This is a genomic window from Pseudotamlana agarivorans (assembly GCF_018860245.1).
GTDB classification, from domain to species: Bacteria; Bacteroidota; Bacteroidia; order Flavobacteriales; family Flavobacteriaceae; genus Pseudotamlana; species Pseudotamlana agarivorans_A.
In genome coordinates this window covers 79,936-103,157 of record NZ_JAHKPD010000018.1, presented here as the reverse complement: position 1 = coordinate 103,157, position 23,222 = coordinate 79,936, and the positions used below count along the sequence as shown (strand labels likewise).

General features: G+C 34.4%; 21 protein-coding genes and 1 pseudogene. 10 read left to right on the top strand and 12 right to left on the bottom strand.

Translation table 11 applies throughout. The features are described 5' to 3' along the window. Positions 1-79: 79 nt before the first annotated feature. From nqrF to KO493_RS11400, 6 genes are all read right to left on the bottom strand, one after another. Positions 80-1,387 carry an NADH:ubiquinone reductase (Na(+)-transporting) subunit F gene (gene nqrF, locus KO493_RS11425; RefSeq protein WP_216068106.1) on the bottom strand — a complete coding sequence of 436 codons (1,308 nt, stop codon included), beginning with the start codon at positions 1,385-1,387 and terminating at the stop codon, positions 80-82. A gap of 1 nt (position 1,388) precedes the next feature. Further along, the gene (nqrE, locus tag KO493_RS11420; RefSeq protein ID WP_216068105.1) at positions 1,389-2,111 is read right to left on the bottom strand and encodes an NADH:ubiquinone reductase (Na(+)-transporting) subunit E; all 723 of its coding nucleotides are present in this window, start codon (positions 2,109-2,111) and stop codon (positions 1,389-1,391) included. Positions 2,112-2,191: 80 nt separating this feature from the next. After that, positions 2,192-2,839, bottom strand: coding sequence for an NADH:ubiquinone reductase (Na(+)-transporting) subunit D (locus KO493_RS11415; RefSeq protein ID WP_216068104.1), 648 nt, complete (start codon positions 2,837-2,839; stop codon positions 2,192-2,194). A gap of 3 nt (positions 2,840-2,842) precedes the next feature. Next, positions 2,843-3,595: a Na(+)-translocating NADH-quinone reductase subunit C gene (locus KO493_RS11410; protein WP_216068103.1), complete on the bottom strand. Its 753-nt coding sequence runs from the start codon at positions 3,593-3,595 to the stop codon at positions 2,843-2,845. Between the two features lie 2 nt (positions 3,596-3,597). Next, entirely contained in the window at positions 3,598-4,824 is a 1,227-nt protein-coding gene (locus tag KO493_RS11405) for an NADH:ubiquinone reductase (Na(+)-transporting) subunit B (RefSeq protein WP_216068102.1), read from the bottom strand. Between the two features lie 36 nt (positions 4,825-4,860). Beyond that, complete coding sequence (locus tag KO493_RS11400; protein ID WP_216068101.1) at positions 4,861-6,216, bottom strand: Na(+)-translocating NADH-quinone reductase subunit A; 1,356 nt, start codon at positions 6,214-6,216, stop codon at positions 4,861-4,863. Positions 6,217-6,379: 163 nt separating this feature from the next. Here KO493_RS11400 and KO493_RS11395 point away from each other — a divergent pair, with 163 nt between their 5' ends. From KO493_RS11395 to KO493_RS11385, 3 genes are all read left to right on the top strand, one after another. Then, complete coding sequence (locus KO493_RS11395) at positions 6,380-7,630, top strand: DUF5103 domain-containing protein (RefSeq protein WP_216068100.1); 1,251 nt, start codon at positions 6,380-6,382, stop codon at positions 7,628-7,630. A 106-nt stretch (positions 7,631-7,736) separates the two neighbouring features. Next, positions 7,737-8,123 carry a Co2+/Mg2+ efflux protein ApaG gene (gene apaG, locus KO493_RS11390; RefSeq protein WP_216068099.1) on the top strand — a complete coding sequence of 129 codons (387 nt, stop codon included), beginning with the start codon at positions 7,737-7,739 and terminating at the stop codon, positions 8,121-8,123. A gap of 176 nt (positions 8,124-8,299) precedes the next feature. Next, positions 8,300-9,793 (top strand): YfcC family protein, encoded by a 1,494-nt coding sequence (locus KO493_RS11385; protein ID WP_216068098.1) that lies wholly within the window; start codon positions 8,300-8,302, stop codon positions 9,791-9,793. On the opposite strand, the gene KO493_RS11380 is transcribed toward KO493_RS11385, so the two are convergent. Continuing rightward, positions 9,770-10,804 (bottom strand): DUF6695 family protein, encoded by a 1,035-nt coding sequence (locus KO493_RS11380; protein WP_216068097.1) that lies wholly within the window; start codon positions 10,802-10,804, stop codon positions 9,770-9,772. The genes KO493_RS11385 and KO493_RS11380 overlap by 24 nt on opposite strands. Then, positions 10,797-11,525, bottom strand: coding sequence for an NRDE family protein (locus KO493_RS11375; RefSeq protein WP_216068096.1), 729 nt, complete (start codon positions 11,523-11,525; stop codon positions 10,797-10,799). Before KO493_RS11375 ends, KO493_RS11380 begins: the two co-directional genes overlap by 8 nt. A 96-nt stretch (positions 11,526-11,621) precedes the next feature. Between KO493_RS11375 and KO493_RS11370 the strand changes: the two genes are divergently transcribed. After that, on the top strand, positions 11,622-12,578 hold the full coding sequence (locus KO493_RS11370; protein WP_216068095.1) for a tetratricopeptide repeat protein: 957 nt from the start codon (positions 11,622-11,624) through the stop codon (positions 12,576-12,578). A gap of 3 nt (positions 12,579-12,581) precedes the next feature. Here KO493_RS11370 and rsmG read toward each other — a convergent pair whose 3' ends face one another. Then, complete coding sequence (gene rsmG, locus KO493_RS11365; protein WP_216068094.1) at positions 12,582-13,211, bottom strand: 16S rRNA (guanine(527)-N(7))-methyltransferase RsmG; 630 nt, start codon at positions 13,209-13,211, stop codon at positions 12,582-12,584. A gap of 144 nt (positions 13,212-13,355) precedes the next feature. Between rsmG and KO493_RS11360 the strand changes: the two genes are divergently transcribed. The 4 genes and pseudogenes from KO493_RS11360 to KO493_RS11345 all read left to right on the top strand — a co-directional run bounded on the left by KO493_RS11360 (position 13,356) and on the right by KO493_RS11345 (position 17,442). Next, the gene (locus KO493_RS11360) at positions 13,356-14,450 is read left to right on the top strand and encodes a fatty acid desaturase family protein (RefSeq protein WP_216068093.1); all 1,095 of its coding nucleotides are present in this window, start codon (positions 13,356-13,358) and stop codon (positions 14,448-14,450) included. 34 nt (positions 14,451-14,484) lie between these two features. Then, on the top strand, positions 14,485-15,672 hold the full coding sequence (locus KO493_RS11355) for a pyridoxal phosphate-dependent aminotransferase (RefSeq protein ID WP_216068092.1): 1,188 nt from the start codon (positions 14,485-14,487) through the stop codon (positions 15,670-15,672). Positions 15,673-15,794: 122 nt separating this feature from the next. Further along, positions 15,795-16,484: pseudogene (locus KO493_RS11350) on the top strand (transposase); the annotation flags it as partial. Positions 16,485-17,067: 583 nt separating this feature from the next. Next, complete coding sequence (locus KO493_RS11345) at positions 17,068-17,442, top strand: response regulator (protein WP_216068091.1); 375 nt, start codon at positions 17,068-17,070, stop codon at positions 17,440-17,442. Between the two features lie 360 nt (positions 17,443-17,802). On the opposite strand, the gene KO493_RS11340 is transcribed toward KO493_RS11345, so the two are convergent. Next, entirely contained in the window at positions 17,803-19,299 is a 1,497-nt protein-coding gene (locus KO493_RS11340; RefSeq protein WP_216068502.1) for a TrkH family potassium uptake protein, read from the bottom strand. Positions 19,300-19,312: 13 nt separating this feature from the next. Continuing rightward, positions 19,313-20,692: a Trk system potassium transporter TrkA gene (gene trkA, locus KO493_RS11335; protein ID WP_354667435.1), complete on the bottom strand. Its 1,380-nt coding sequence runs from the start codon at positions 20,690-20,692 to the stop codon at positions 19,313-19,315. A gap of 108 nt (positions 20,693-20,800) precedes the next feature. Here trkA and ubiE point away from each other — a divergent pair, with 108 nt between their 5' ends. Both ubiE and KO493_RS11325 read left to right on the top strand, forming a co-directional pair. After that, complete coding sequence (gene ubiE / locus KO493_RS11330) at positions 20,801-21,526, top strand: bifunctional demethylmenaquinone methyltransferase/2-methoxy-6-polyprenyl-1,4-benzoquinol methylase UbiE (protein ID WP_216068089.1); 726 nt, start codon at positions 20,801-20,803, stop codon at positions 21,524-21,526. A 4-nt stretch (positions 21,527-21,530) separates the two neighbouring features. After that, the gene (locus KO493_RS11325; RefSeq protein ID WP_216068088.1) at positions 21,531-22,259 is read left to right on the top strand and encodes a porin family protein; all 729 of its coding nucleotides are present in this window, start codon (positions 21,531-21,533) and stop codon (positions 22,257-22,259) included. Positions 22,260-22,331: 72 nt separating this feature from the next. On the opposite strand, the gene KO493_RS11320 is transcribed toward KO493_RS11325, so the two are convergent. After that, the gene (locus KO493_RS11320; protein WP_216068087.1) at positions 22,332-23,057 is read right to left on the bottom strand and encodes a TrmH family RNA methyltransferase; all 726 of its coding nucleotides are present in this window, start codon (positions 23,055-23,057) and stop codon (positions 22,332-22,334) included. Positions 23,058-23,222: the final 165 nt, after the last annotated feature.

Sequence of the window (23,222 nt, the reverse complement as noted above, 5' to 3'; positions counted from 1 at the left end):
GCACATAAAAAAACCGACACTTCCGTATCGGTGTTTTTTTTAAATATAATCTTCTTGAGATTTCTGCTTTCGCTGAAATTTATCCTCCGAAGTCATCAAATCTAATATGCTCATCTGGGATACCAAAATCTTCTCCCATTTTCTGAACCGCATTGTTCATTAATGGCGGTCCACAGAAATACAATTCAATATCTTCTGGAGCATCGTGTTTGCTTAAATAATTATCTATTACACAATTGTGAATAAATCCAACAAAACCATCTCCTGGGGCATCAATATCGGCTTTAACTTGCCAGTTATCTTCTGGTAATGGTTCAGATAGGGCTAAGTAAAATTTAAAATTAGGGAAATCTCTTTCTAATTCACGGAAGTGCTCTAAATAGAATAACTCACGTTTTGAACGTCCACCGTACCAATATGTTACTTTTCTACCTGTTTTTAAGGTTTTGAATAAGTGGTATAAGTGCGAACGCATTGGCGCCATACCAGCTCCACCACCAACGTAAAGCATTTCACTATCAGACTCATTGATGAAGAATTCACCATAAGGTCCTGAAATCGTTACTTTATCTCCTGGTTTTTGATTAAAAATAAAAGATGACGCGACACCTGGATTTACATCCATCCAACCGTTTTTAGCACGATCCCAAGGCGGACAAGCCACACGAACGTTTAACATGATTTCACGTCCTTCAGCAGGGTAAGAAGCCATAGAATAAGCTCTTTCTACTGTTTCTGTGTTTTTCATCACTAAGGGCCAAAGTCCGAATTTATCCCATTCTGCTTGAAACTTATCTGCTGTTTCATGCTCTTCAGGGTGTGCTGTAATATCCATATCCGAATATTTAACTTCACAAGGTGGAATTTCAATTTGAATATATCCACCAGCTTTGTAGCCCATATCCTCAGGGATTTCAACCACAAACTCTTTAATGAAAGAGGCCACGTTATAATTACGAACTACTGTCGCTTCCCATTTTTTAATTCCGAAAACTTCTTCTGGAATCGTAATATTCATGTCTTGTTTCACTTTTACCTGACAAGACAAACGCGCTCCATGAGCTAATTCTTTCCTAGTAAAGTGAGGAATCTCAGTTGGTAAGGCTTCTCCGCCACCTTCTAATACGTGACATTCACATTGAATACAAGTTCCCCCTCCACCACAAGCAGAAGGTAAAAATATTTTTGCGTTACCCAGAGTTGAAAGTAAACTTCCTCCAGAAGCTACCTCAATTTCCTTTTCACCATTAATGGTAATTTTTACCGGTCCTGATGGTGATAATTTTTGTTTTACAAATAATAGTAAAGTAACCAGTGAAAGTGTAATAATTAAAAACGCTATTACGGTTACTACAATAGTTCCTGTTGTACTTGCTGCTAAAATCATATTACTCGGTTACTTTTATGTTGTTAGCGATCACTTTATTATTTTCTGATTCTGCTTTAGAACTTTCAACTTTTGCAGTTGCAGTTTCTTTAGGCGCTTCATCATCACCTCCTGTTAACATCCCTCCAAAACTCATGAAACCAATGGCCATTAATCCTGTAATGATGAATGTGATTCCTAGACCTCTTAAGGCAGGTGGTACATTAGAGTATCTAATTTTCTCACGAATGGCAGCAATAGCAAGAATTGCTAAAAACCATCCAATTCCCGAACCTACACCGTAAGTTGTCGCTAATCCTAATGATGGAATTTCACGAGATTGCATGAATAAAGACCCTCCTAAAATGGCACAGTTTACCGCAATTAACGGTAAGAAAATACCAAGTGAGTTATATAATGATGGTGAAAATTTTTCAACCACAATTTCAACTAATTGTACCATGGTTGCAATGGTTGCAATAAACATGATAAAAGATAAGAAGCTTAAATCGTAATCGGCATACTCAGCACCTAACCATTTTAAAGCACCTGGTTGTAATAAATACTGATCTAATAACCAGTTTAAAGGCACTGTTATGGCTAATACAAAGATTACTGCAGCACCAAGACCAACAGCTGTACTCACTTTTTTAGATACAGCTAGGTAAGAACACATCCCTAAGAACGTGGCAAATACCATGTTGTCTATAAATATTGATTTTAAAAATAATTCTAAATGTTCCATATTTTTTTAGTTTTTAGTTTTTGGTTTTTAGTTATTGGTAAATGACTATTAACCAATAACTATCAACTACAAACTAATTTTTAATGATCTTCTACTAAAGCTTTGTTTCTTGAACGTTGTACCCAAATGATGATACCCACAACGATTAATGCCATTGGCGATAATAACATGAATCCGTTATTTTCGTACCCAATAGAATATAACCCTGTTTTTGCAATAGGATCACCTAATACAGGGAAACCTAATAGCGTTCCAGAACCTAATAATTCTCTAAAGAAACCTACTATAATAAGAATAACACCGTATCCTAAAGAGTTTCCAATACCGTCAAGGAAAGATTTCCAAGGTCCGTTTGCTAAAGCAAAAGCTTCAAAACGCCCCATAATGATACAGTTTGTAATAATTAAACCAATAAAAACTGAAAGTGTTTTACTTAACTCGTAAGCAAAAGCTTTAAGAACTTGATCTACAATAATTACTAAAGCAGCAACCACAGTTAACTGTACTATAATTCTAATTTTTGAAGGTATAATGTTACGCATTAATGAAATGATAACATTACCAAATCCTAATACGAATAATACTGAAATAGACATTACAATAGAAGCTTTAAGTTCGGCTGTAATAGCTAATGCAGAACAAATACCTAATACCTGAATGGTAATTGGGTTATTATCTGCTAATGGGTCTGTGATTAACTTTGTGTCTTTTTTTGATAAAAGTCCCATAAATTAATTATTTTTTAAATTATCGAAATAAGGCTTGTAAAGTTTTAAATCACTCTTAATCATTGCTGTAACACCATCACCTGTGATAGTAGCTCCCGCAATAGCATCAACCTCGTTATCTGTTTTATCTTCGTTTGTAGGATCTGCATTTCCTTTAGCAACAGTCACCCCTTTAAAGTTTCCGCTTTGATCTAAAACATGCTCTCCAATAAAATCGTCCATGAAGTAACGTTGCTTAATATTTGCACCTAAACCAGGAGTTTCTCCTTTGTGATCAAAATAAGCCCCTTGAATGACCATGTTTTCATCTAAGGAAACATAAGCCCAAATCGCATCCCATAAACCTTTTCCGTAGATAGGAATAATGTAATGAGTTACACCGTCTTTTTCTCCAATAAACAAAGGCAAGTTACGTTTCGAAGGATCTCCTCCAGCAGCGGCCTTGTCTTTTTTAAGGTCTATTAAATAAGCTTTATCATCTTCTTCAGGAGTTCCGTTTTTTATCACTAACTGCTTCGAGATATACTTGTCAAATAATTCTGGTGCATCCTTTGTAGAAACAAATACTGCGCTAGACTCATCGTTATCATTAACACCCATAGCATATAGAATATTCTGTTGCTTTTCTATACGTTGGTTTTCAGAAATTTTCGGACTTAAAGAAGAGGCCGTAAATGCTAATAACGCGCCAACCACGACAACCATGGCAATGGCAAATATTATAGTATATGAATTTTTATCCGTTTTGTTTTCCATTGTTAAGCCGTTTTTACTTTTAAACGTTTCTTTCTTTTCTTCACATTACCTTGAACAACATAATGATCAATTGTTGGTGCGAAAACATTCATTAATAGAATAGCTAACATCACACCTTCTGGGTAAGCTGGATTGAATACTCGGATTAAGATAGAAATAAATCCTACTAAGAAACCGTAATACCATTTTCCTTTATTTGTTTGCGACGCCGTTACAGGGTCGGTAGCCATAAACACGGTACCAAAAGCAAAACCTCCAATAAGTAAGTGGTGCCAAAATGGTGTACTCATTAAGCCGTAAAACTTGCTTGTTTCAGTAATCACTCCTGCATCAACAACTTGATTGAAAATTAAGCCCATAACAATAGCTCCAAGTGCTGAAGACAACATGATTCTCCAACTTCCAATTTTAGAGAATATTAAGAATAAACCACCCAATATGATTAAAAGTGTTGATGTTTCACCAATAGAACCTGGTATAAATCCAAAGAACATATCGGCAGCTGAGTGAACAACGGCTTTTCCTTGTGCTAAACTACCCAGAACGGTTTCACCTGAAACTGCATCTAAATTTTGACCAGCGGCAATCGCTTGATCTCTTGCTACAGCACCTTCAACCCATACTTTATCACCAGACATCCAAGTAGGATATGCGAAGAATAAAAATGCACGAATAGTTAATGCTGGATTAAGAATGTTCATCCCTGTTCCACCAAAAACTTCTTTTCCGATAACTACACCAAAAATAACGGCAACAGCAAGCATCCATAATGGAATATCAATAGGCACGATAAGTGGCACTAACATACCTGTTACCAAGTAGCCTTCTTCAACTTCATGACCTTTAATGATTGCAAATATGAACTCAATACCTAAACCAACACCGTAAGACACGAGTACTAGTGGTATAATTTTCCAAAAACCAACATTGAAGTTATCTAAAGTCCAAAATTCTGGACTAAAAAACCCTCCTGATACGGCTTGAATACCATCAAAAGCTAGGTGATGTTGGTATCCTGCGTTAAACATACCAAAGATTAAACATGGTACCATAGCCATAATTACGGTATTCATGGTACGTTTTAAATCGTCGGCTGCTTTTATATGAGTCCCATTATGTGTGGTCTCATTAGGTAAAAATAAAAAGGTATGAATGGCAGAAAAAGCTGGTAACCACTTCTTCCCTTTATTTTTAACTTTAAAATTATGTAAATTCTCTTTTAAACCCATCTTGTAATATTTTTCATTTCGTTTCTCAATGAATAATTATCCAATTTCTTTTAGCATTAAGTCTAAACCTTCTCTAATTATTTTTTGATGTGGTTGCTTAGACACACAAACAAATTCTGTTAGAGCAAAATCTTCAGGGGCAACTTCGTACATCCCTAAAGCTTCCATTTCATCTAAATCTTTATACATACAAGCTTTTAAGATTTGTAATGGAAATATATCTAAAGGAAAGACCTCTTCGTAAGTTCCTGTGGTTACAAAAGCTCTGTGTTCACCGTTTGTATTGGTGTTCAAATCGTAAGCTTTGTTAGGTGTTAACCATGAGAAAGTTAATGCTCTTGAAGTAGAAACTTTATTAAATACAGGTTTTGTCCATCCGAAAAACTCATAATCATCACCTTCTGGAATCACAGAAATCACGTTATCGTAATACCCTAAACTTCCGTCTGGTTTAATTTCTTTTCCTGTTAAAACATTACCAGAAATCACACGATCATGGCCAGATCTATCAATACCTTTATCAAATATGATCGTTGCCACTTCGCTTCCTGCAAGTGTTTTAAAATATCTTGGTTTTTGAACTGAAGAACCTACTAAAGCAACAATTCGTTCTGCGTTGAACTTCCCAGTTAACAACAACTCACCAATAATCACCAAGTCTTGAGGATTCACTGTCCAAACCACTTCCCCTTTATTAACAGGGTCGATTTTATTGATTTGTGTTCCAACATTCCCTGATGGGTGTGGTCCAGAAACTTTATGCAAAGTAATTCCGTTTAAACTTGAAAGTGGAGAACTTGCATTTTTCCCAACTGAAACATGCACTTGACCTTCAGTTAGCCTCCCTAGAGCAGTAATAGCCGCTTGTAATTCAGCTTCTTTACCTTTTAAGGTAAAATCTAAATCGGCTGCTAATGGTGCACTGGCATATGCAGAAATAAAGATCGCTTTTGGCGCTTTATCTGGATTTGCTACAACATCGTACGGACGTTGTTTTACAAATGGCCAACACCCTGAAGCAAGTAAATGCGCTTTTAGGTCTTCTGGTTTTGCAGTTTCAACATTAACCTGTCCAAAATCCTTGTGAGATTGTGTTTTATCGGCTTCAATTTTAATGGCATCGATGCGCCTTTTTGGTCCACGAACAACCTCTATCACTTTCCCTGAAACAGGAGAAGCAAATTTTACGGCTTCATTAGATTTATCGAAAAATAAAGTATCTCCAGCTTGGACTGTAGCACCCTCTTTTGCAATAAGTTTTGGAATAATTCCGTGGAAGTCTTCTGGCCTTATGGTGCAGTAGTTACTGGTCACTGCTTGCTCAACAGTTTTCTCAGCCTCACCCTTAAGTTTAATGTCCAGACCTTTTTTAATACGAATGTCGTTTGACATATTTATATTTATTGAAATTAGTTGTCTAAAAATCGCAGCAAAAATACGTATAAATTATGAAATTCGCACTCTAAAAGAATCTCTGATATTATTTATACTGATTCTTAATAACAGGATTGCAAACCTGTATAATTTAACTATATTTACACAAAACAGACTCCAAATGAGACTTAAACTCACAATACACATCATCGCTTTCCTACTTCCTTTATTTCTTTTTGCACAAGTTGAAGAAACCAATCCACCCGACTACATAAAGACTATCAATTTTAGAGGTAACACCAACGAAAACCAGTTACCAATTTTAAATATTAGTGATCCTATCACTTTAGAATTTGATGCCTTAAATGGCAATGAAGATGATTTTTATTACAAAATAAAATATTATAACCGAGACTGGACATCTTCCGTTCTAGTACAATCGGAATACCTAAATGGTTTCGACAACCAACGTATCAGGGAATACGAGAATTCCTTTAACACCTATCAAATATTTTCCCACTACAAACTTACCATTCCGAACAATCAAACCAGAGGCTTAAAAGTTTCTGGAAATTATATGCTTTTTATTTATGACAATAACAGTGAACTCGTTTTTTCTCGAAAATTCATGCTTTATGAAAGCCTTGCAAATGTTGGTGTTGTTGTAAAGCGCACTAGAGATATGGAAACCATAGAAACGAAACAACGGGTCGAACTTATTGTAGACTCGAACCGCCTTCAGTTTAACAACCCGCTGCAAACTGTTAATGCAGTGATTATTCAAAACAACAATCTTAAAACAGCTATTACCAACATCAAGCCTCAATACACCTTAGGAAACCAATTAGTATATAAATATGACTCGGAAACTAGTTTTTGGGGAGGAAACGAATATTTCTTTTTTGAAAACAAAGATGTTCGTGGCGCAAACAACAACGTTCAATTTATAGACTTAAAAGAGTTGTATCATAATTATATGTATACAAATGTGAGTCGCGCGAACCAACCTTACACCTATAATCCAGACATTAATGGTAATTATGTTATTAATAATTTAGATGCAACAAATCCTGATATTGAGGCAGATTACGTTTGGATGCATTTTTCATTAAAAGCTGATAATTCTTTAAAGGATAAAAACATCCATGTTTATGGTAGTTTTAATAATTACTCAATAGACGATAGCACACTTCTTACTTACGACGCCTCAAAAAATGCCTTCACGAAAAACATCTTGTTAAAACAAGGTTTTTACAACTACAAGTATGTTGCGGTAGATTCTCTCGGAAACATTGACGAGGGTTTAATTAGTGGTAATTTCTGGCAAACCGAAAACAGCTACAAAGTATTGATCTACTACAGAGATTTAGGCGCTAGATATGATAGAATTATAGGCTATAACGAAGGGACTTCCGTAAATATCAGCAACTAAAATTGCTAATTACCTAATTTTTATACCAATCACGTTAAAATTTGTGACAGACATTAATATTTTGTTACATTAGCACTTATAAACACATGGTATATCATTAGTTACAATGGTTCAACAGGTTACAAAAGGCATAAAAATTTCCGTAAAAACCACTTACGAAGGCTCATTTTATAAAAACTATAAAATACAATACGCCTTTGGCTATACCATAACTATTGAAAACCAGAGTAAAGATTCTGTTCAACTTTTTGCACGTCATTGGGAAATATTAGATGCATTAAATAATATTGAAACCGTTTCTGGAGAAGGTGTTGTTGGAAAAAAACCAGTTCTTAAACCAGGTGAATCGCACACCTACTCTTCTGGATGTTTATTAACCTCTCCATTTGGAGCCATGCAAGGCTATTACAGCATGGTAAACTTCACGACAACCAAAAAGTTTCAAGTTACTATTCCTAATTTTAAACTTAGCGCACCATTTGCTATAAACTAATTATTTTGTTAGTTGTTAGTTGTTAGTTGTTAGTTGTTAGTTGTTAGTTGTTAGTTGTTAGTTGTTAGAAAACTACTACTTCTCCTTTTGTCTACAATGCAGTGTTGTAATTTAAAATTCATTATTTTTAACTAAATTACAGCAATACTAGTTATTTCTTGGTTTTAATATTGGATATGAAAAAACTAAAATTTCCTTCAGCACAAACCATACTTATTATTATTGCAGGATTTGTTGCATTGCTCACTTGGATTATTCCGGCTGGAAAATATGACAGCCTCTCTTACAATAAATCAAGTAACACTTTCAGCGTAACAAGCTTAAAGGAAACCAAGGAACTCCCGGCAACATCAGAAACCTTAAACGACCTCAACATTAAAATTCCTTTGGAAAAATTTACTAGTGGCGCTATTTATAAACCCATTGGCATACCAAATTCCTACAAGAAACTCGAACCAAACTCCCAAGGTTTTGGAGACTTAGCCAAATCGCCCATAAAAGGTATTATAGCAGCTTCAGATATTATTTTCCTTATTCTGATTATTGGCGGTTTAATTGGCATTATGAATATCACTGGTGCTTTTGATGCTGGCATTGCTTGGATGGCTAAGGCTTTAAAAGGAAGAGAATACCTTTTAATTATCGTAGTTACTACGCTTATAGCAGCAGGAGGCACAACCTTTGGTCTCGCCGAAGAAACTATGGCTTTTTACCCGATTTTAATCCCAGTGTTTTTAGCCGCAAAATACGATGCCATAGTTGGTGTGAGTTGTATTTTTCTAGGTTCTGCTATTGGTACTATGTGTTCAACTATAAATCCGTTTTCAACCATTATCGCTTCAGACGCTGCAGGAATAAGTTGGACCACAGGTTTACAAAGTCGTATTTTCATGCTAACGCTCTGTTTAACCATTACCATAATATATATACTGCGATATGCAAAACGTGTTAAAAGCGACCCTTCAAAATCTATAGTTTATGATCAAAAGGAAGCCATTGAGTCCCTTTTCAAGATACATACAAATCCAAATATAAAATTCACACCAAGGCTTAAACTTATCACTTTTGTGTTTACACTATGTTTTATCGTGATGATTATTGGTGTTTCATTTTTAGAGTGGTGGTTTGTAGAAATGACCACAACGTTTTTAATAGGCGCCATCATTATTGGGTTTATTGCTAAAATAAATGAAGGTGTTTTTATCGAAAATTTTGCTAAAGGCGCTGGCGACTTATTAAGTGTCGCCTTTATTGTTGGTATTGCTAGAGGTGTTACCATCTTAATGGAAGACGGACTTATAAGCGACACTCTACTCTATTACGCCAGTAATATCACTGAAGGTATGCCCAAAGGACTTTTTACTAATTTTATGCTTTTTATTTATGCAGGCCTATCCTTCTTTATGCCATCATCTTCAGGAATGGCCGTTTTAACCATGCCTATCATGTCTCCTCTGGCAGATACCGTAAACTTGGAACGTGAAGTTATTGTTAACACCTATCAATATGGCATGGGATTACTTTACTTAATAAGTCCGACCGGATTAATATTAGCAGCTTTAGCCATTGTTAAAATCGGATTCGACAAGTGGCTAAAATTTGTAACACCCCTACTCCTTATTTTAATAATTACAACAATGGTATTTCTAACTGTTTCCGTTTACTTGTAGCACTTTGTTGTCCTTAAGAGCAATAACCCGATTAAAATTAAAAACCGTACTATTTTGTTCTATTTGAAAGCTTTTACAATTAGAAAAAGGTAAAAACCTAAATTCGGAATCAAAACAAAAATTATTATTATCCACTGAAAAATCAGCATCACAATCTATGGTTCCGTAGGGTGAAACACGTCTAAACCTAAAGTTTAATTCACTCTCAGTTTTATCTAACAAATACCAAGCACCACTGCCTATTCCTGAAAGCCATTGCGCTTCTTCGGATAAACCAGCGACAGTTTTGGGAATCAAATTCCCTTCTAGATTAGGTTTATGATCCTTCAACCGATCTAAAAAACATCGTAAATTTTCACTTTTTTGAGACCCTTTAAATTCAGAAACAACCCCTTTCTCGGAAACGTCATAAACCAACTTTTCTGTATTCCCTAATAACACATTTCCAACCGTACTTGGTGTAAATCTTTTTGATTTTTCGAGATTTTTTCTAATGGCTTCATCTGTTACCGAAGCAATGAGCACATCAGTCACAAAACGCGCACAGTTTGACGCTTTTTTTATAAAAGCAGCATACCTAATAGCCTTTCGGCTTTGTAATTCCGAAATAAAAGTATTGGCTTTATCATAGTCAATTGCACAGCATAACGAAGCTAACATTTTTCCATCACCATGCGTTATTTTTGGATGCGTGGCTAAATACACTAAAATGTCATCCATATTTTTCACCATACCATCTACAACTTCAGCTTGTAATGGTAAGGTTAATTCTGGGTCAGTTTCTCGACATCGAACGCGTCCATAAGGCTCTGGCACGATATAGCGTCCGAAATCATAATACGCCAAATCTCCTGTGTTTTCATCTATTAGAACCAAAGCAGCATGACCGGCACGTATGTAGTTTTTGGTGCCCATACCCACGAAACGCATAAAGGGCGCATACCATTCTTTAGGCCCTCTAACAATGGTATCGGGATAAGCTAGCGTTAAAATTATTCCCTTTCTACCCATTCACTATTGTTTCTTTGAAATTTAGTTTTTCAATAAAAACCTGTTGGTTACCCATACTTTCAAAACGCATGCTCACCATATTTTCGAGTTTTTCAACCTGAGTTATACTGGTAGTTTTCACAAAACCACGATCCATAACTAAACCATAATCTTTGTTTTCTTTATGAGAATGTTTATGAAATTTAAGCATATTGGTAGAATTTAATTCATTGCCAGATTGAAATGTTTTAAACCAATCTTGTCGTTCATTTTTCATCGCTTCAGAATATAAGGTTGAAGATGACCAAATTTTTGGTTCCAAAGGCAATTCTGAAAAATGCGATTGTTCTCCATCCCACACCAATTCATAAAATTTTAAACTAAAATTCCAATCGGCAATTATAATTGTGAAAGGTTCAATATCACTAAAATCATAATTTTTAATTTCTGAAGAAATAGCATCAGCAAGCATCAAATCTTTAGCAACAATACCACGACTTTTTCTGTAAGAGGCTTTTCGTTTATGGATGCCGAAGCCACCATTTAGCACGCAAATTAATCGCTTCTTGTCGCTAACACCAATCCACGTTCCTCCAGATAATTTATCTTTTGGAAACAACAGGTTTACGCCGTTTACATCATAAATATTCGGAGTTATAGCCACTCGTTCTGGCGCCTCATCCCGATTAGAAGTTAAAACAAAATTTTGATTTCCTGTTGGTATAATGGTTACGGTACACATATAAACTTAGTCTGTAAAACAAGATGGCAACTTACGAAAATTATTCATTAACTTTATTTCCTCAAACTGGCATGTTATTTGCGAATGAAAACCTCGATGAAAAATTTACTATTTACCCTTTGTATTGCCTTGCCTTTATTTTCTTTTGGACAAACAAGTAAACTGTACAGGCAAGCTTTAAGAACATCAGATTTAAAAGAAAGAATCTCAATGCTAGATGAGGTTATTGATCTAGAACCGAAGAATCTTGACGCCTATTTTCAGCGCGGATTAGCAAAAAATAATTCAGAAGATTTTTATGGCGCTATTGTAGACTATTCTAAAATTATAGTGGAAAATCCAGACGCCGACACTTACTATAACCGAGGAAATTCCAGATACAGTGTTCAAGATTACGCCGAAGCAAAAGAAGATTATGCAAAAGCCTATATTTTAGATAATAAATTTATAGATGCCTTGTACAGTTTAGCTTGTGTGCGTTTAGAATTAGGCGAGTATGAAAAAGCAATAAGTGACTTCGATAAAGTTATAAAAGCAGCTCCAGGACAACCAAAAACCTACGTACTAAGAGCTTCGGCGCATAATGCTTTAGAGCACTATCAAAAAGCACATGCTGATTATTCAACAGCTATACTCATTGAAAAAAGTTCTGAAAACTACTATAACCGAGGTGTGTTTTTTATGGAAATAACGCGTTATCAAGATGCAAAAAACGACTTTAACAAAGCTCTATTTCTTGACAAAACTAATGCGTTTGCTTACTTCTTTAGAGGGGCTTCAAGTTTATTTTTAGGTGAAGATGCCGTAGCTATTTCGGATTTTGAAAATGTTTTGAAATTTGATTCAAAAGATTTTGATGCCGAACTAGGTTTAGCCATTGCCTATGTTAATTTAAACGACACTGTTAAAGCTAAACTACATTTTGATCGTGCCAACCGTATTATAGGTCTGGGATCAAACGTAACAAACATTCAACAATACAGTGAAACTTATTGGTTTCAACATCAATATTTCTTTTTCAATAAAGGTATCAATGAGTTGGTTAAGTTGTAATACCTAACCTCGATACTTTAAAGGTAAATGCACGACTTTTTTAGTTTCGTAAAAATCTTCAGTAAAATAATCACTTAAATTGTAAATGGTTGTGGTTCTATAATCTTGAAGTTCTTCGGTTAAATCACCGCCTTTTAAATACAGAATGCCGTTTTTCATGTCATGCATTTGATCTTTGGCTATTTTACCTTTTACCCAATGTACAAATGTTGGCATAATAGCAACAGCTCTACTAACGATAAAATCAAAATGGTTATCAATTTCTTCAACCCTACTATGAGTTGTTTTCACGTTTGTTAAACCCAAACCTTCAACAACCTCATTTACCACCTTAAGCTTCTTACCAATACTATCTACGAGATGGAAAGAACATTCTGGAAACATGATAGCTAGAGGAATGCCGGGGAACCCACCACCTGTTCCAACGTCCAAAATTTTACTACCATCCTTAAAGGAAATCACTTTAGCAATACCCAAAGAGTGAAGCACATGACGTAAATATAATTCATCAATATCCTTTCTAGACACCACATTAATTTTCAAATTCCAATCCTTATAAAGAGATTCTAACTGTGTAAATTTGTTTATCTGGTCTTCGGTAAGCTCAGGAAAATACTTTAAGATGAGTTCCATTATTGTTAAATTTTCAACAAAAATATACTTTTTAAACCCATTTTTTTACAAAAATTTGGGATTACTTAACTTTGTTTATTCCTATCTTTGCGCAGAATATGGTAGAATGAAAATTTCAACGCCATATTAATTATTGATTATAGCATGACAAAACAAGCATTAACATTTTCTAGAACAGATTCAGCAAAATTTTTCCGCACACTTAATAAGCGTGTTAACGATTATTTTAAGGAAAATAATCTTAAACGTACGGGTAATTGGAAACTCTATTTAAAAGCAGTAATCATGTTTGCATTACTCATTGTACCTGTTGCTCTTGTACTTGCAATTGATTTACCTTGGTGGGCTCAAATTTTATGTATGATTACTACTGGAATTGGAATGGCTGGTGTTGGTATGAATGTGATGCATGATGCCAACCACGGATCATTTTCTAGTAAAAAATGGGTTAACAAACTCATGGGAAGTAGCATTTACGTTTTAGCTGGTAATGATTATAACTGGAAAGTGCAACACAATGTATTGCACCACACGTATACAAACATTCAAGGTCACGATGAAGATATAGATGCAGGTAGAATTATCCGTTTTTCTAAACATACTAAATGGTTAAGAATTCACAAATACCAACGTTTTTATGCCTTTTTCCTATATGGTTTATTGACTGCAAACTGGGCAATTACTACAGATTTCATTCAAAGTTATAAATATTTAAAAAGAAAATTGGCATACGGTAAAATGCCGCACCCAGCTACCCAGTGGACCAAGTTAATTATTGGTAAAATTATTTATTACCTTATTTGGATTGTGTTACCACTATCATTAGGCTTTGCTTGGTGGCAAGTTTTAATTGGATTCTTTGTGATGCACTATACCGCAGGAATTATTTTAAGTGTTGTTTTTCAATTAGCGCATGTTATGCCAAATACTGAAATGCCTGAACCAGATGAAAATGGAAACATGAAAAACACTTGGGCTATTCACCAACTGTATACGACTTCAAATTTTTCACCTAAAAGCTGGTTGGCAGAGTTTTACACAGGAGGTTTAAATAGACAAGTAGAACACCATTTATTTGCACATATTAGTCACATACACTACAGCAAATTAGCTAAAATCGTTAAAGAAACCGCTAAAGAATGTAGTTTACCATACAATGAATATTCTACATTTTGGAAAGCCGTTTCCGAACATTATAACCAATTAAAAGTATTGGGAAAAAAACCTAACTACGCATAAACCTTTAAAATTTACAATTAACAAATAAATTTACATGCAATTACTATCTGATAGAATTTTAAACATGGCTACGTCTGCAACGTTAGCAATGGCAGCAAAAGCAAGAGAACTTAGAGGCGAAGGAAAAGATATTATTGGACTAAGTCTTGGTGAACCAGACTTTAACACGCCAGATTTCATTAAAGAAGCAGCAATTCAAGCTGTTAATGAAAATTACAATTCTTATTCTCCAGTTGATGGCTATGCTGATTTAAAAGAAGCTATTATTACTAAATTTAAACGTGATAATAATTTAACTTATACGCCGGCTCAAATTGTAGTTTCTACAGGAGCAAAACAATCTTTAGCTAATATTGCTGGAGTGATGTTGAATGCTGGTGATGAAGTTATTTTACCATGTCCTTACTGGGTAAGTTATTCTGATATTGTTAAATTAAATGACGGTGTACCTGTAGAAGTTAAAACATCTATCGATACAGATTTTAAAATGACTCCAGCGCAACTTGAAGCAGCTATTACACCAAATACGAAAATGATTTGGTTTAGTTCACCTTGTAACCCTAGTGGATCGGTTTATAGCAAATCTGAATTAAGAGGTTTAGCTGATGTTTTAGTAAAGCATCCAAATATCTACGTAGTTTCAGATGAAATTTACGAACACATTAATTATGGTGAAGGTCATACAAGCATGGCTGAATTTGAAGATATGTTTAACAACACAATTACTGTAAACGGGGTTTCTAAAGCCTTCGCAATGACAGGGTGGCGTGTTGGTTACATTGGAGCTCCAGAAAAAATTGCTCGTGCATGTAACAAACTTCAAGGACAAATAACAAGTGGGACAAACTGTATCGCACAACGTGCGGTAATCACTGCTTTAAACGAGGCGCCTTCTCGTGTGCAATACATGATTGATGAGTTTAAAGTACGTCGTGATTTAATCTTAGATTTACTAAACGATGTTGAAGGTTTCAAAACAAATACGCCGGAAGGTGCTTTTTATGTTTTCCCTAACGTAACACATTACTTCGGAAAAACTCTTAGAGGCAAAAAGATTAACAATGCCACAGACTTTTCTTTATACTTATTAGAAGAAGCTCTAGTTGCTACAGTTACTGGTGAAGCTTTTGGAAACCCGGATTGTATCCGTATTTCTTATGCTGCGTCTCAAGATCAAATTATTGAAGCGATTAAAAGAATTAAAGCTGCTGTAACGGAATAATCACTTGCAGTAACACTTCATATAAAAAAGCCGCTAATTGAATTGAGGCTACTGAAAAAGTCTAAATAATTAATAAAAGGGATAGAATTTTAAAAATTCTATCCCTTTTTATATTTTTAGTGATGCTATCACAACAACAGACTTTACAACTAAGTGAATATAGTTCCCTTTATGATTTAATAGTTCCAGAAGATAATTTATTGCGAAAAATCAATGACTTGATAGACTTCAATTTCGTTTATGAAGAACTTTTAGATAAGTATTCCCTAAATCAAGGTAGAACCGCCGAATGTCCAGTAAAACTTTTCAAGTATCTACTATTAAAAGTGATTTATACGGTTTCAGATGTTGATGTAGTGGAACGTTCACGTTATGATATGTCTTTTAAGTATTTTTTAGAAATACTTCCTGAAGCAGTTGTAATCAATCCTAGTACCTTAACCAAATTTCGTAGACAACGTCTTAAAGACACTAACTTACTAGACTTATTAATAAACAAAACAGTAGCTATTGCTGTTGAAAAAGGGATTATGCGTTCAAGCTCTATCATTGTAGATGCTACTCATACCTTATCCAAATCTAACCCCGTTTCAGCTATTGATGTTTTAAGAGAACGTTCAAAACAACTTCGAAAAGCGGTTTATGTTTATCAAGAAGATTGGAAAGGTAAAATGCCTATGAAGAATGATAGTAATGATTTGGAACAAGAAATTAGATATAGCAAAGAATTAGAAACTTTACTTGAAGCTTCACCAACTATAAGTGAAGTACCTTCGATAAAAGAAAAACTGAATCTCTTAAAAAAATCTATGATTTACTGCCCTCTATTAGCTAAACAGTTTATTTATCTTTTGTTTGTACTTTTTTACCCAATTTGATTGACATAAGAAAGACTCCTATTATTATTAAAAAATTCATTAAAAAATCAAATTTTAGATAAAAATTTAAAACTGTAACATCTTTTTCAAAATACAACCTTGAGACAAACAACCCTAAAAGCAAAAAACCAATTATTTGTAATAAAATATTCTTTTTATTTTCCATAGATAATATATTTAATTTATTAACCTTCGCAGCTATATAATAGAACGAATTATCCCCAGTTATAAGCACAATGACCTGAGCCTCCAGCTCCAAAAGCACTAATCATCATTGCCCCCCAGGCTAGTGAACCGACAGCTGGCATAGAGACTGACATTCCTATTCCTAGCGCGACTAATCCTAGAGCACCGCCCACACAACTCCAAGACAGCCCCCCTGAAGTGCCTCCATTTGATTCAACTCTAATGTTTTCATAAAAATAAATTATTTAAATTAAGCATCTACTCTGTTTCTAGGATTTTCGATTAACTACTTATTTGGAACAAATTAAAACCTTATTCTTATATATATTTTGTGGGTTTACCACAAAATGTAAGAAATATTGTTTTTTTTAGAAAAAATCTTACATTCAACAACCAAGCTAAATTAAATATGCGCCAAAAAATAGTTAACCTACTTATTATTGAAGACTGTCAAATTATAGTAAATGCTTACAAAGTAATTATTGATAATATAATAAATTACAAATTTAAAGCCTCTATTACTCAAAACTGCGAAGAGGCATATCAACACATACAAACCAAAAAGCATGACTTAATATTGCTAGATTTACAACTACCTGTTTCAAAAAACAATATATATAAATGTGGAGAAGATTTAGGTAGTTTAATTAGAAAAGTCCATCCGGACTCCAAAATAATTATTTTACCAATGTTTCAAATTATTTAAGAATTAACAACATTATTAAGGATATAAATCCAGAAGGATTTATTATTAAAACCGATATCGAGACAAAGGATTTAAAAAATGCTATAGAATTAGTTTTACAAGGAAAAAACTATTTCAGTAAAACAATAAAAGAATATATAAAACCAAGATATAATAATATTAGCATAGATGATCTGGACCGACAGATTTTATATCATTTATCTATGGGAGAAAAGACTAAGGATATTTGCAAGTATATTGCATTATCCCATAGAGCCATTGAGGTAAGGAAAAATAAATTAAAATAATTATTGATTAACGAAAACAACAACTCCTCCAATATAGTTAAGGAAGCTAAAAATCTTGGACTTATATAATGCCTTATCGGTTTCGCCAAAAGAACGGTGTAAACAGAATAAGCACCGTAAACAATTCAAGACGCCCAATAAGCATTAAAAAAGAAGCCCACCATTTCCCTAACCCTGGTAGCAATGCGTAATTATTTACGGGTCCGAAATCACCAAAGGCCGGTCCAACATTCCCTAAAGTAGATGCCGCCAAACCTATGGCCGACTTAAACTCTAACCCGAACATAGAAAACACTAAGGCGCCTATTATAAAAGAGAGCATGTATAAAATAAAAAAGGCCAGCACGTTAAATACGATAAATCTATTTATTGCCTTCTTATTATAGCGTACAGGCACAATAGCATTAGGGTGTAGCGTTCGTTTAAATTCTAAAAATCCATTTTTTATTAATATTAAATGACGTACTACTTTTACACCACCAGATGTACTTCCTGCAGACCCCCCTAAGAACATTAATCCGAAAAAGAAAACAACCAAAAATGGCGTCCATAGTGTATAATCTGCCGAAACAAACCCAGTCGTAGTAATTATAGATAGCACTTGAAATAGCGCATGCCTAAAGGCACTTTCCGCTTCTCCCCAAACAATAGGATGATGAATTGAAGACACACTTAAATCTGCTTGAAAATAAATAATTAGCCCCGCTATAGCAGTAAATATGGTTATAAATTTAAAATACAAGCTAAACTCTTCATCATGTAATATTTTTTGAAATCTCCCTTTAAAGGCGAAGTAACTCAATACAAAGTTTGAGCCTGCTAAGAACATAAACAAACAGATAATATATTGTATTATCGGTTGGTGATTCCAATAGGCAACACTGGCATTTTTAGTTGAAAATCCTCCAGTAGAAAGCGTACACATAGCATGATTAATCGCATCAAAAAAGGACATCCCAGCGAGATTTAAAAGCAGCGTTTCTGCGGCAGTGTAGCTAAAATAAATTAACCATAAACGTTTCGCTGTATCAGTAATACGCGGATGTAATTTATCTCCACTTGGCCCTGGCGCTTCGGCGGCAAAAAGTTGCATACCACCAATTCCTAAAAGTGGCAAAATAGCAATGGCGAGAACGATAATTCCCATACCCCCAATCCAATGGGTTAAACTACGCCAAAACAACACGCCCTTAGGTATGGCTTCAATATCGTTTAAAATGGAAGCTCCTGTAGTCGTGTAGCCAGACATGGTTTCAAAGAAAGCGTCGGTAAAACTAGGGATACTTTCAGTAATTACATAGGGTAAGGTTCCAGAAAGCGACATAAAGATCCAGCCAAAAGTTACAACAATATACCCCTCACGCTTGTTCATCACTTTCTCGTGAGTTCTAGTAAACAACATTCCAACAGCACCTACAAGCATCGTTAATACCCCTGCAATTGATATTTGGGATGTTACACCGTCTTGATAAATTAAACTAACTAATGCAGACAGCAACATAAAACCACCATTAAACACTAATAGCAATCCTAAAAAATGAAAAATGATTTTAAAATTAAGTTTCAATATGGATACTCTTTAATTATATAAATAGTTTTTCAACACTCTTAATAGATTTTAATAAACAACAAACCACAACACGGTCCCCTGCCTGAATTTTAAAGCTTCCTAAAGCGATCATACCAACTCCATTTCTTACCACCCCACCAATAATTGCGCTTCTTGGAAAATCTATAGATTTAATGGCTTTATTACAAACAGCCGACGAACTCTTTACTTCGAACTCTAATAATTCGGCATTTAAGTTACTTAGTTTGGTCATGGCAACGACTTCTCCACGACGTATATATCTAAAAATATTGTTTGCTGCTAGTAGCTTTTTATTGATTAAAGTGTCGATCCCAATAGAATGTGAAAGATCAAAGTAGTCCATATTTTCAACCAACGCAATAGTCTTTTTAACCCCTTTAGATTTGGCGACTAAACAAGACATAATATTGGTTTCAGAATTTGGCCCCACAGCAATAAAAGCATCCATATCGGCAATATTCTCCTCATCTAACAGATCGGCATTTCTACCGTCACTATTAATAACAAGGACTTTCGTTAACACATCGGCAATATCAAAGGCGCGATCTCTATTGCCTTCTAGTAGTTTTACATTAAAACCTTTAGCACTTAAATCACGAGCGGTTTTAAAACCAATTTGTCCACCACCTAAAATCATAACATCCTTAATCTCTCGATTAACTTTACCAGATAGCTTACACAATTCTTCAGCACCACCTTCAGAAGTAATAAAAACAACGTTATCACCTCGTTTAAAAACGGTATCACCTCTTGGAATGGTTGTATACTGTGTTCCAAAACGTTGAATTGCGATAGGTACGAAATGAATTTCAGGAAAAACTTCAGCAGCCTCCTTAACTGTTTTTCCCACAAAAGTAGCCGATCTTGACAGTGTTAAACCTGCCATAGAAAGTGCCCCTTGCTCAAACTCATAGGTCTCGTTGAAGGAAGATTGTTTTAATGATAGTTCAATTTCCGAAGCCGCCAAAGCCTCAGGAGAAATTAACTCATCGATACCAAATTTGGTAAATCCCACTTCATCCTTATAACGTATAAATTCTGTATTAGAAATTCTAGCAATCGTTCGTTTAGCGCCTAATTGTTTCGCTAAAACGCAAATTGTAATATTTGTAGTTTCACTGGAAGTCACAGCAATAAACAAATCGCATGAATCTATTCTCGCCTCTTTTAGAATTGCAATAGAAGTTGCATCACCTTTAACAACACGAATATCCAATTGGTTATCTGCGTGTGCTAAACTTTTTTTATTGGGGTCAATTAAAGTTATTTCTTGAGATTCGTAAGACAATAATTTTGCCAAATGAAATCCTACTTCACCTGCTCCTGCAATTATTATTTTCATTTTCGTATGGTCATAAAAAGTAGAACAAATATAATATAAATTATAAGGGGCTTTAATAAAATTGAATCAATATAATTATTTAGAGCCCTATTATGTAAAGCTTCTTTAAAAGTTTATATTTGTCAAAAATTTACGAACTTGTCAAAAGTAAAACCATACAAAAACAGCGCATTAGGCAAAAAAGAACAAGTTACCAAAATGTTCGACAATATTTCTGGTGACTATGATGGCTTAAACCGCGTAATATCCTTCGGTATTGATATAAAATGGCGTAAAAACGTTGTTAAAATCATAAACAAAAGCAATCCTGAAAGCATTTTAGACATTGCAACAGGAACAGGTGATTTAGCCATAAATCTTGCCGAAACTCATGCAACTAAAATTGTTGGACTGGATATTAGCAGCGGAATGCTTGAAATTGGCAAAGAAAAAGTTAAAAAGAAAGGTCTAGATTCTAAAATTGAAATGGTTTTAGGGGATAGCGAAAAACTACCTTTTAAAAATGATACTTTCGATGCCATAACTGTGGCGTTTGGAGTTCGGAATTTTGAAAATTTAGATAACGGCTTAAAAGAAATTTATCGTGTTCTAAAACCCAATGGCACGTTCGTTATTTTAGAAACTTCAATCCCTACAAAAACACCATTCAAACAAGGTTATAATCTATATACCAAAAACATTATGCCCCTTATTGGTAAGATTTTCTCTAAAGACCGAAGTGCTTATCAATATTTATCAGAATCAGCTTCAGTATTTCCATATGGTGAAGCTTTAAACAATATTTTACGAAAAATTGGGTTTATTAATGTTGAAGATTTTCCACAAACTTTGGGTGTGGCAACTATTTACAAATCATCTAAGTAACCATATGAAGCATTTTTTTGCATTAACCGCTTTCCTTTTTATATTTCAAACATCAAACGCTCAACTATTTAGCAAAGAAAAAGTTGTTTACGACGCTAATCAGGGACGGGGCTCAACAGACTACAATTTACTGCGTTGGGGGTACTATTTAGGTGTTAACGTCCTAGATTTCAACTTCGATTACAACGAAGACTTACGTGATATTTATGTAAAACGTAGCCCAGGATTTAGTGTGGGTTTAATTGGAAACTTACGCTTAAACAAATACATGGATTTACGTTTAGAGCCTGGGTTAAACATTACCACTAGAGAATTAAAGTATAGCGAAACCTACTTTGATGGTATAGGTTATACCGATGCAGATTTAGTTAGGGAAATAAAATCAACCTACATACACGTTCCGTTATTATTAAAGGTATCAACCAAACGCATCAACAATTTTAAACCTTTTGTTGTTGGAGGTTTTTCAGCAGCCATAAACTTATCTAGTAACGAAACGAACCCAGAAGACAATTCTAGCGGACAGTTTAGAACGGCAACAACGCCATTGTTTTACGAACTAGGGTTTGGAATAGACTTCTATCTATACAACTTTAAATTCACACCTACTGTACGTGGTGTATTTGCTATTTCCGATGAATTAATTAGAGATGAAGATCCAAATAGCCCATGGACTAGTAATATTGCAAATATGAAAACCAGAGGGGTGTTTTTAAACTTTACGTTCCAATAACCCCTTATTGATAATTTCAAAACTTGATTAATAAAACATCAAATTTTGAAAAATTTTTGAATGTGAGATAGATTAGAATGCCACCCTTTTAAATTCGCTGAGTAAAATAGCTGTAGCTGTTGCAACATTTAAACTTTCTGTGGCCTGTAAATCGCCAAACCTAGGGATCGAAATCTTAGCAGTAATTAATTTTTCAACAGCTTCAGAAACCCCATTGGCTTCATTACCCATAACCAATACACCCTCACGAGGGAGTTTATTAGCATATACATTTTCGCCTTCCATAAAAGCCCCGAAAACAGTACTTTTTTGCTCCTTGATAAATGTTTCCAAATCAACATAATTAATGTTTACTCGGGTTATAGACCCCATAGTAGCCTGAATAACTTTCGGATTATAACAATCTACTGTTTGCTTACTACATATTAAATCTTGAATACCAAACCAATCGCATAATCGAATTATAGTTCCTAAATTCCCAGGGTCTCTAACATCATCTAGAGCAACAATCAGTTTGTTTTCTTGAATAGGTTTAGGTTCAGGCATTTTAAAAAGCGCCATCGCTGTATTTGGAGTCGATAAATAGCTGATTTTTTTTAAATCTGCATGAGAAACTAAAACTTCACGCTCCAAGTGTTCGCCAAAAGATTCTGTAGTATACAATTGATGCAGCTCTAAATCAGAATTTAGAAGTTCGCGAATTGTTTTTATGCCTTCAACAACAAAAAAACCATGCTGTTGCCTGTATTTCTTTTGCTTTAAACTGGTTATTAACTTGATCTGACTTTTAGAAAGCATGGACTTTTAAATTTTTTATAAAGAAAAGAAAATAATTATAAGATTTACCTAGACTAGATTTAATAAAATACATTTTTTAGCTTAAATACTGTATTTTTGAATCTTAAATAATCTTATTAGAATACTTCATTTAAGAAAAACGCTATTAAACCTGAATTAACTATT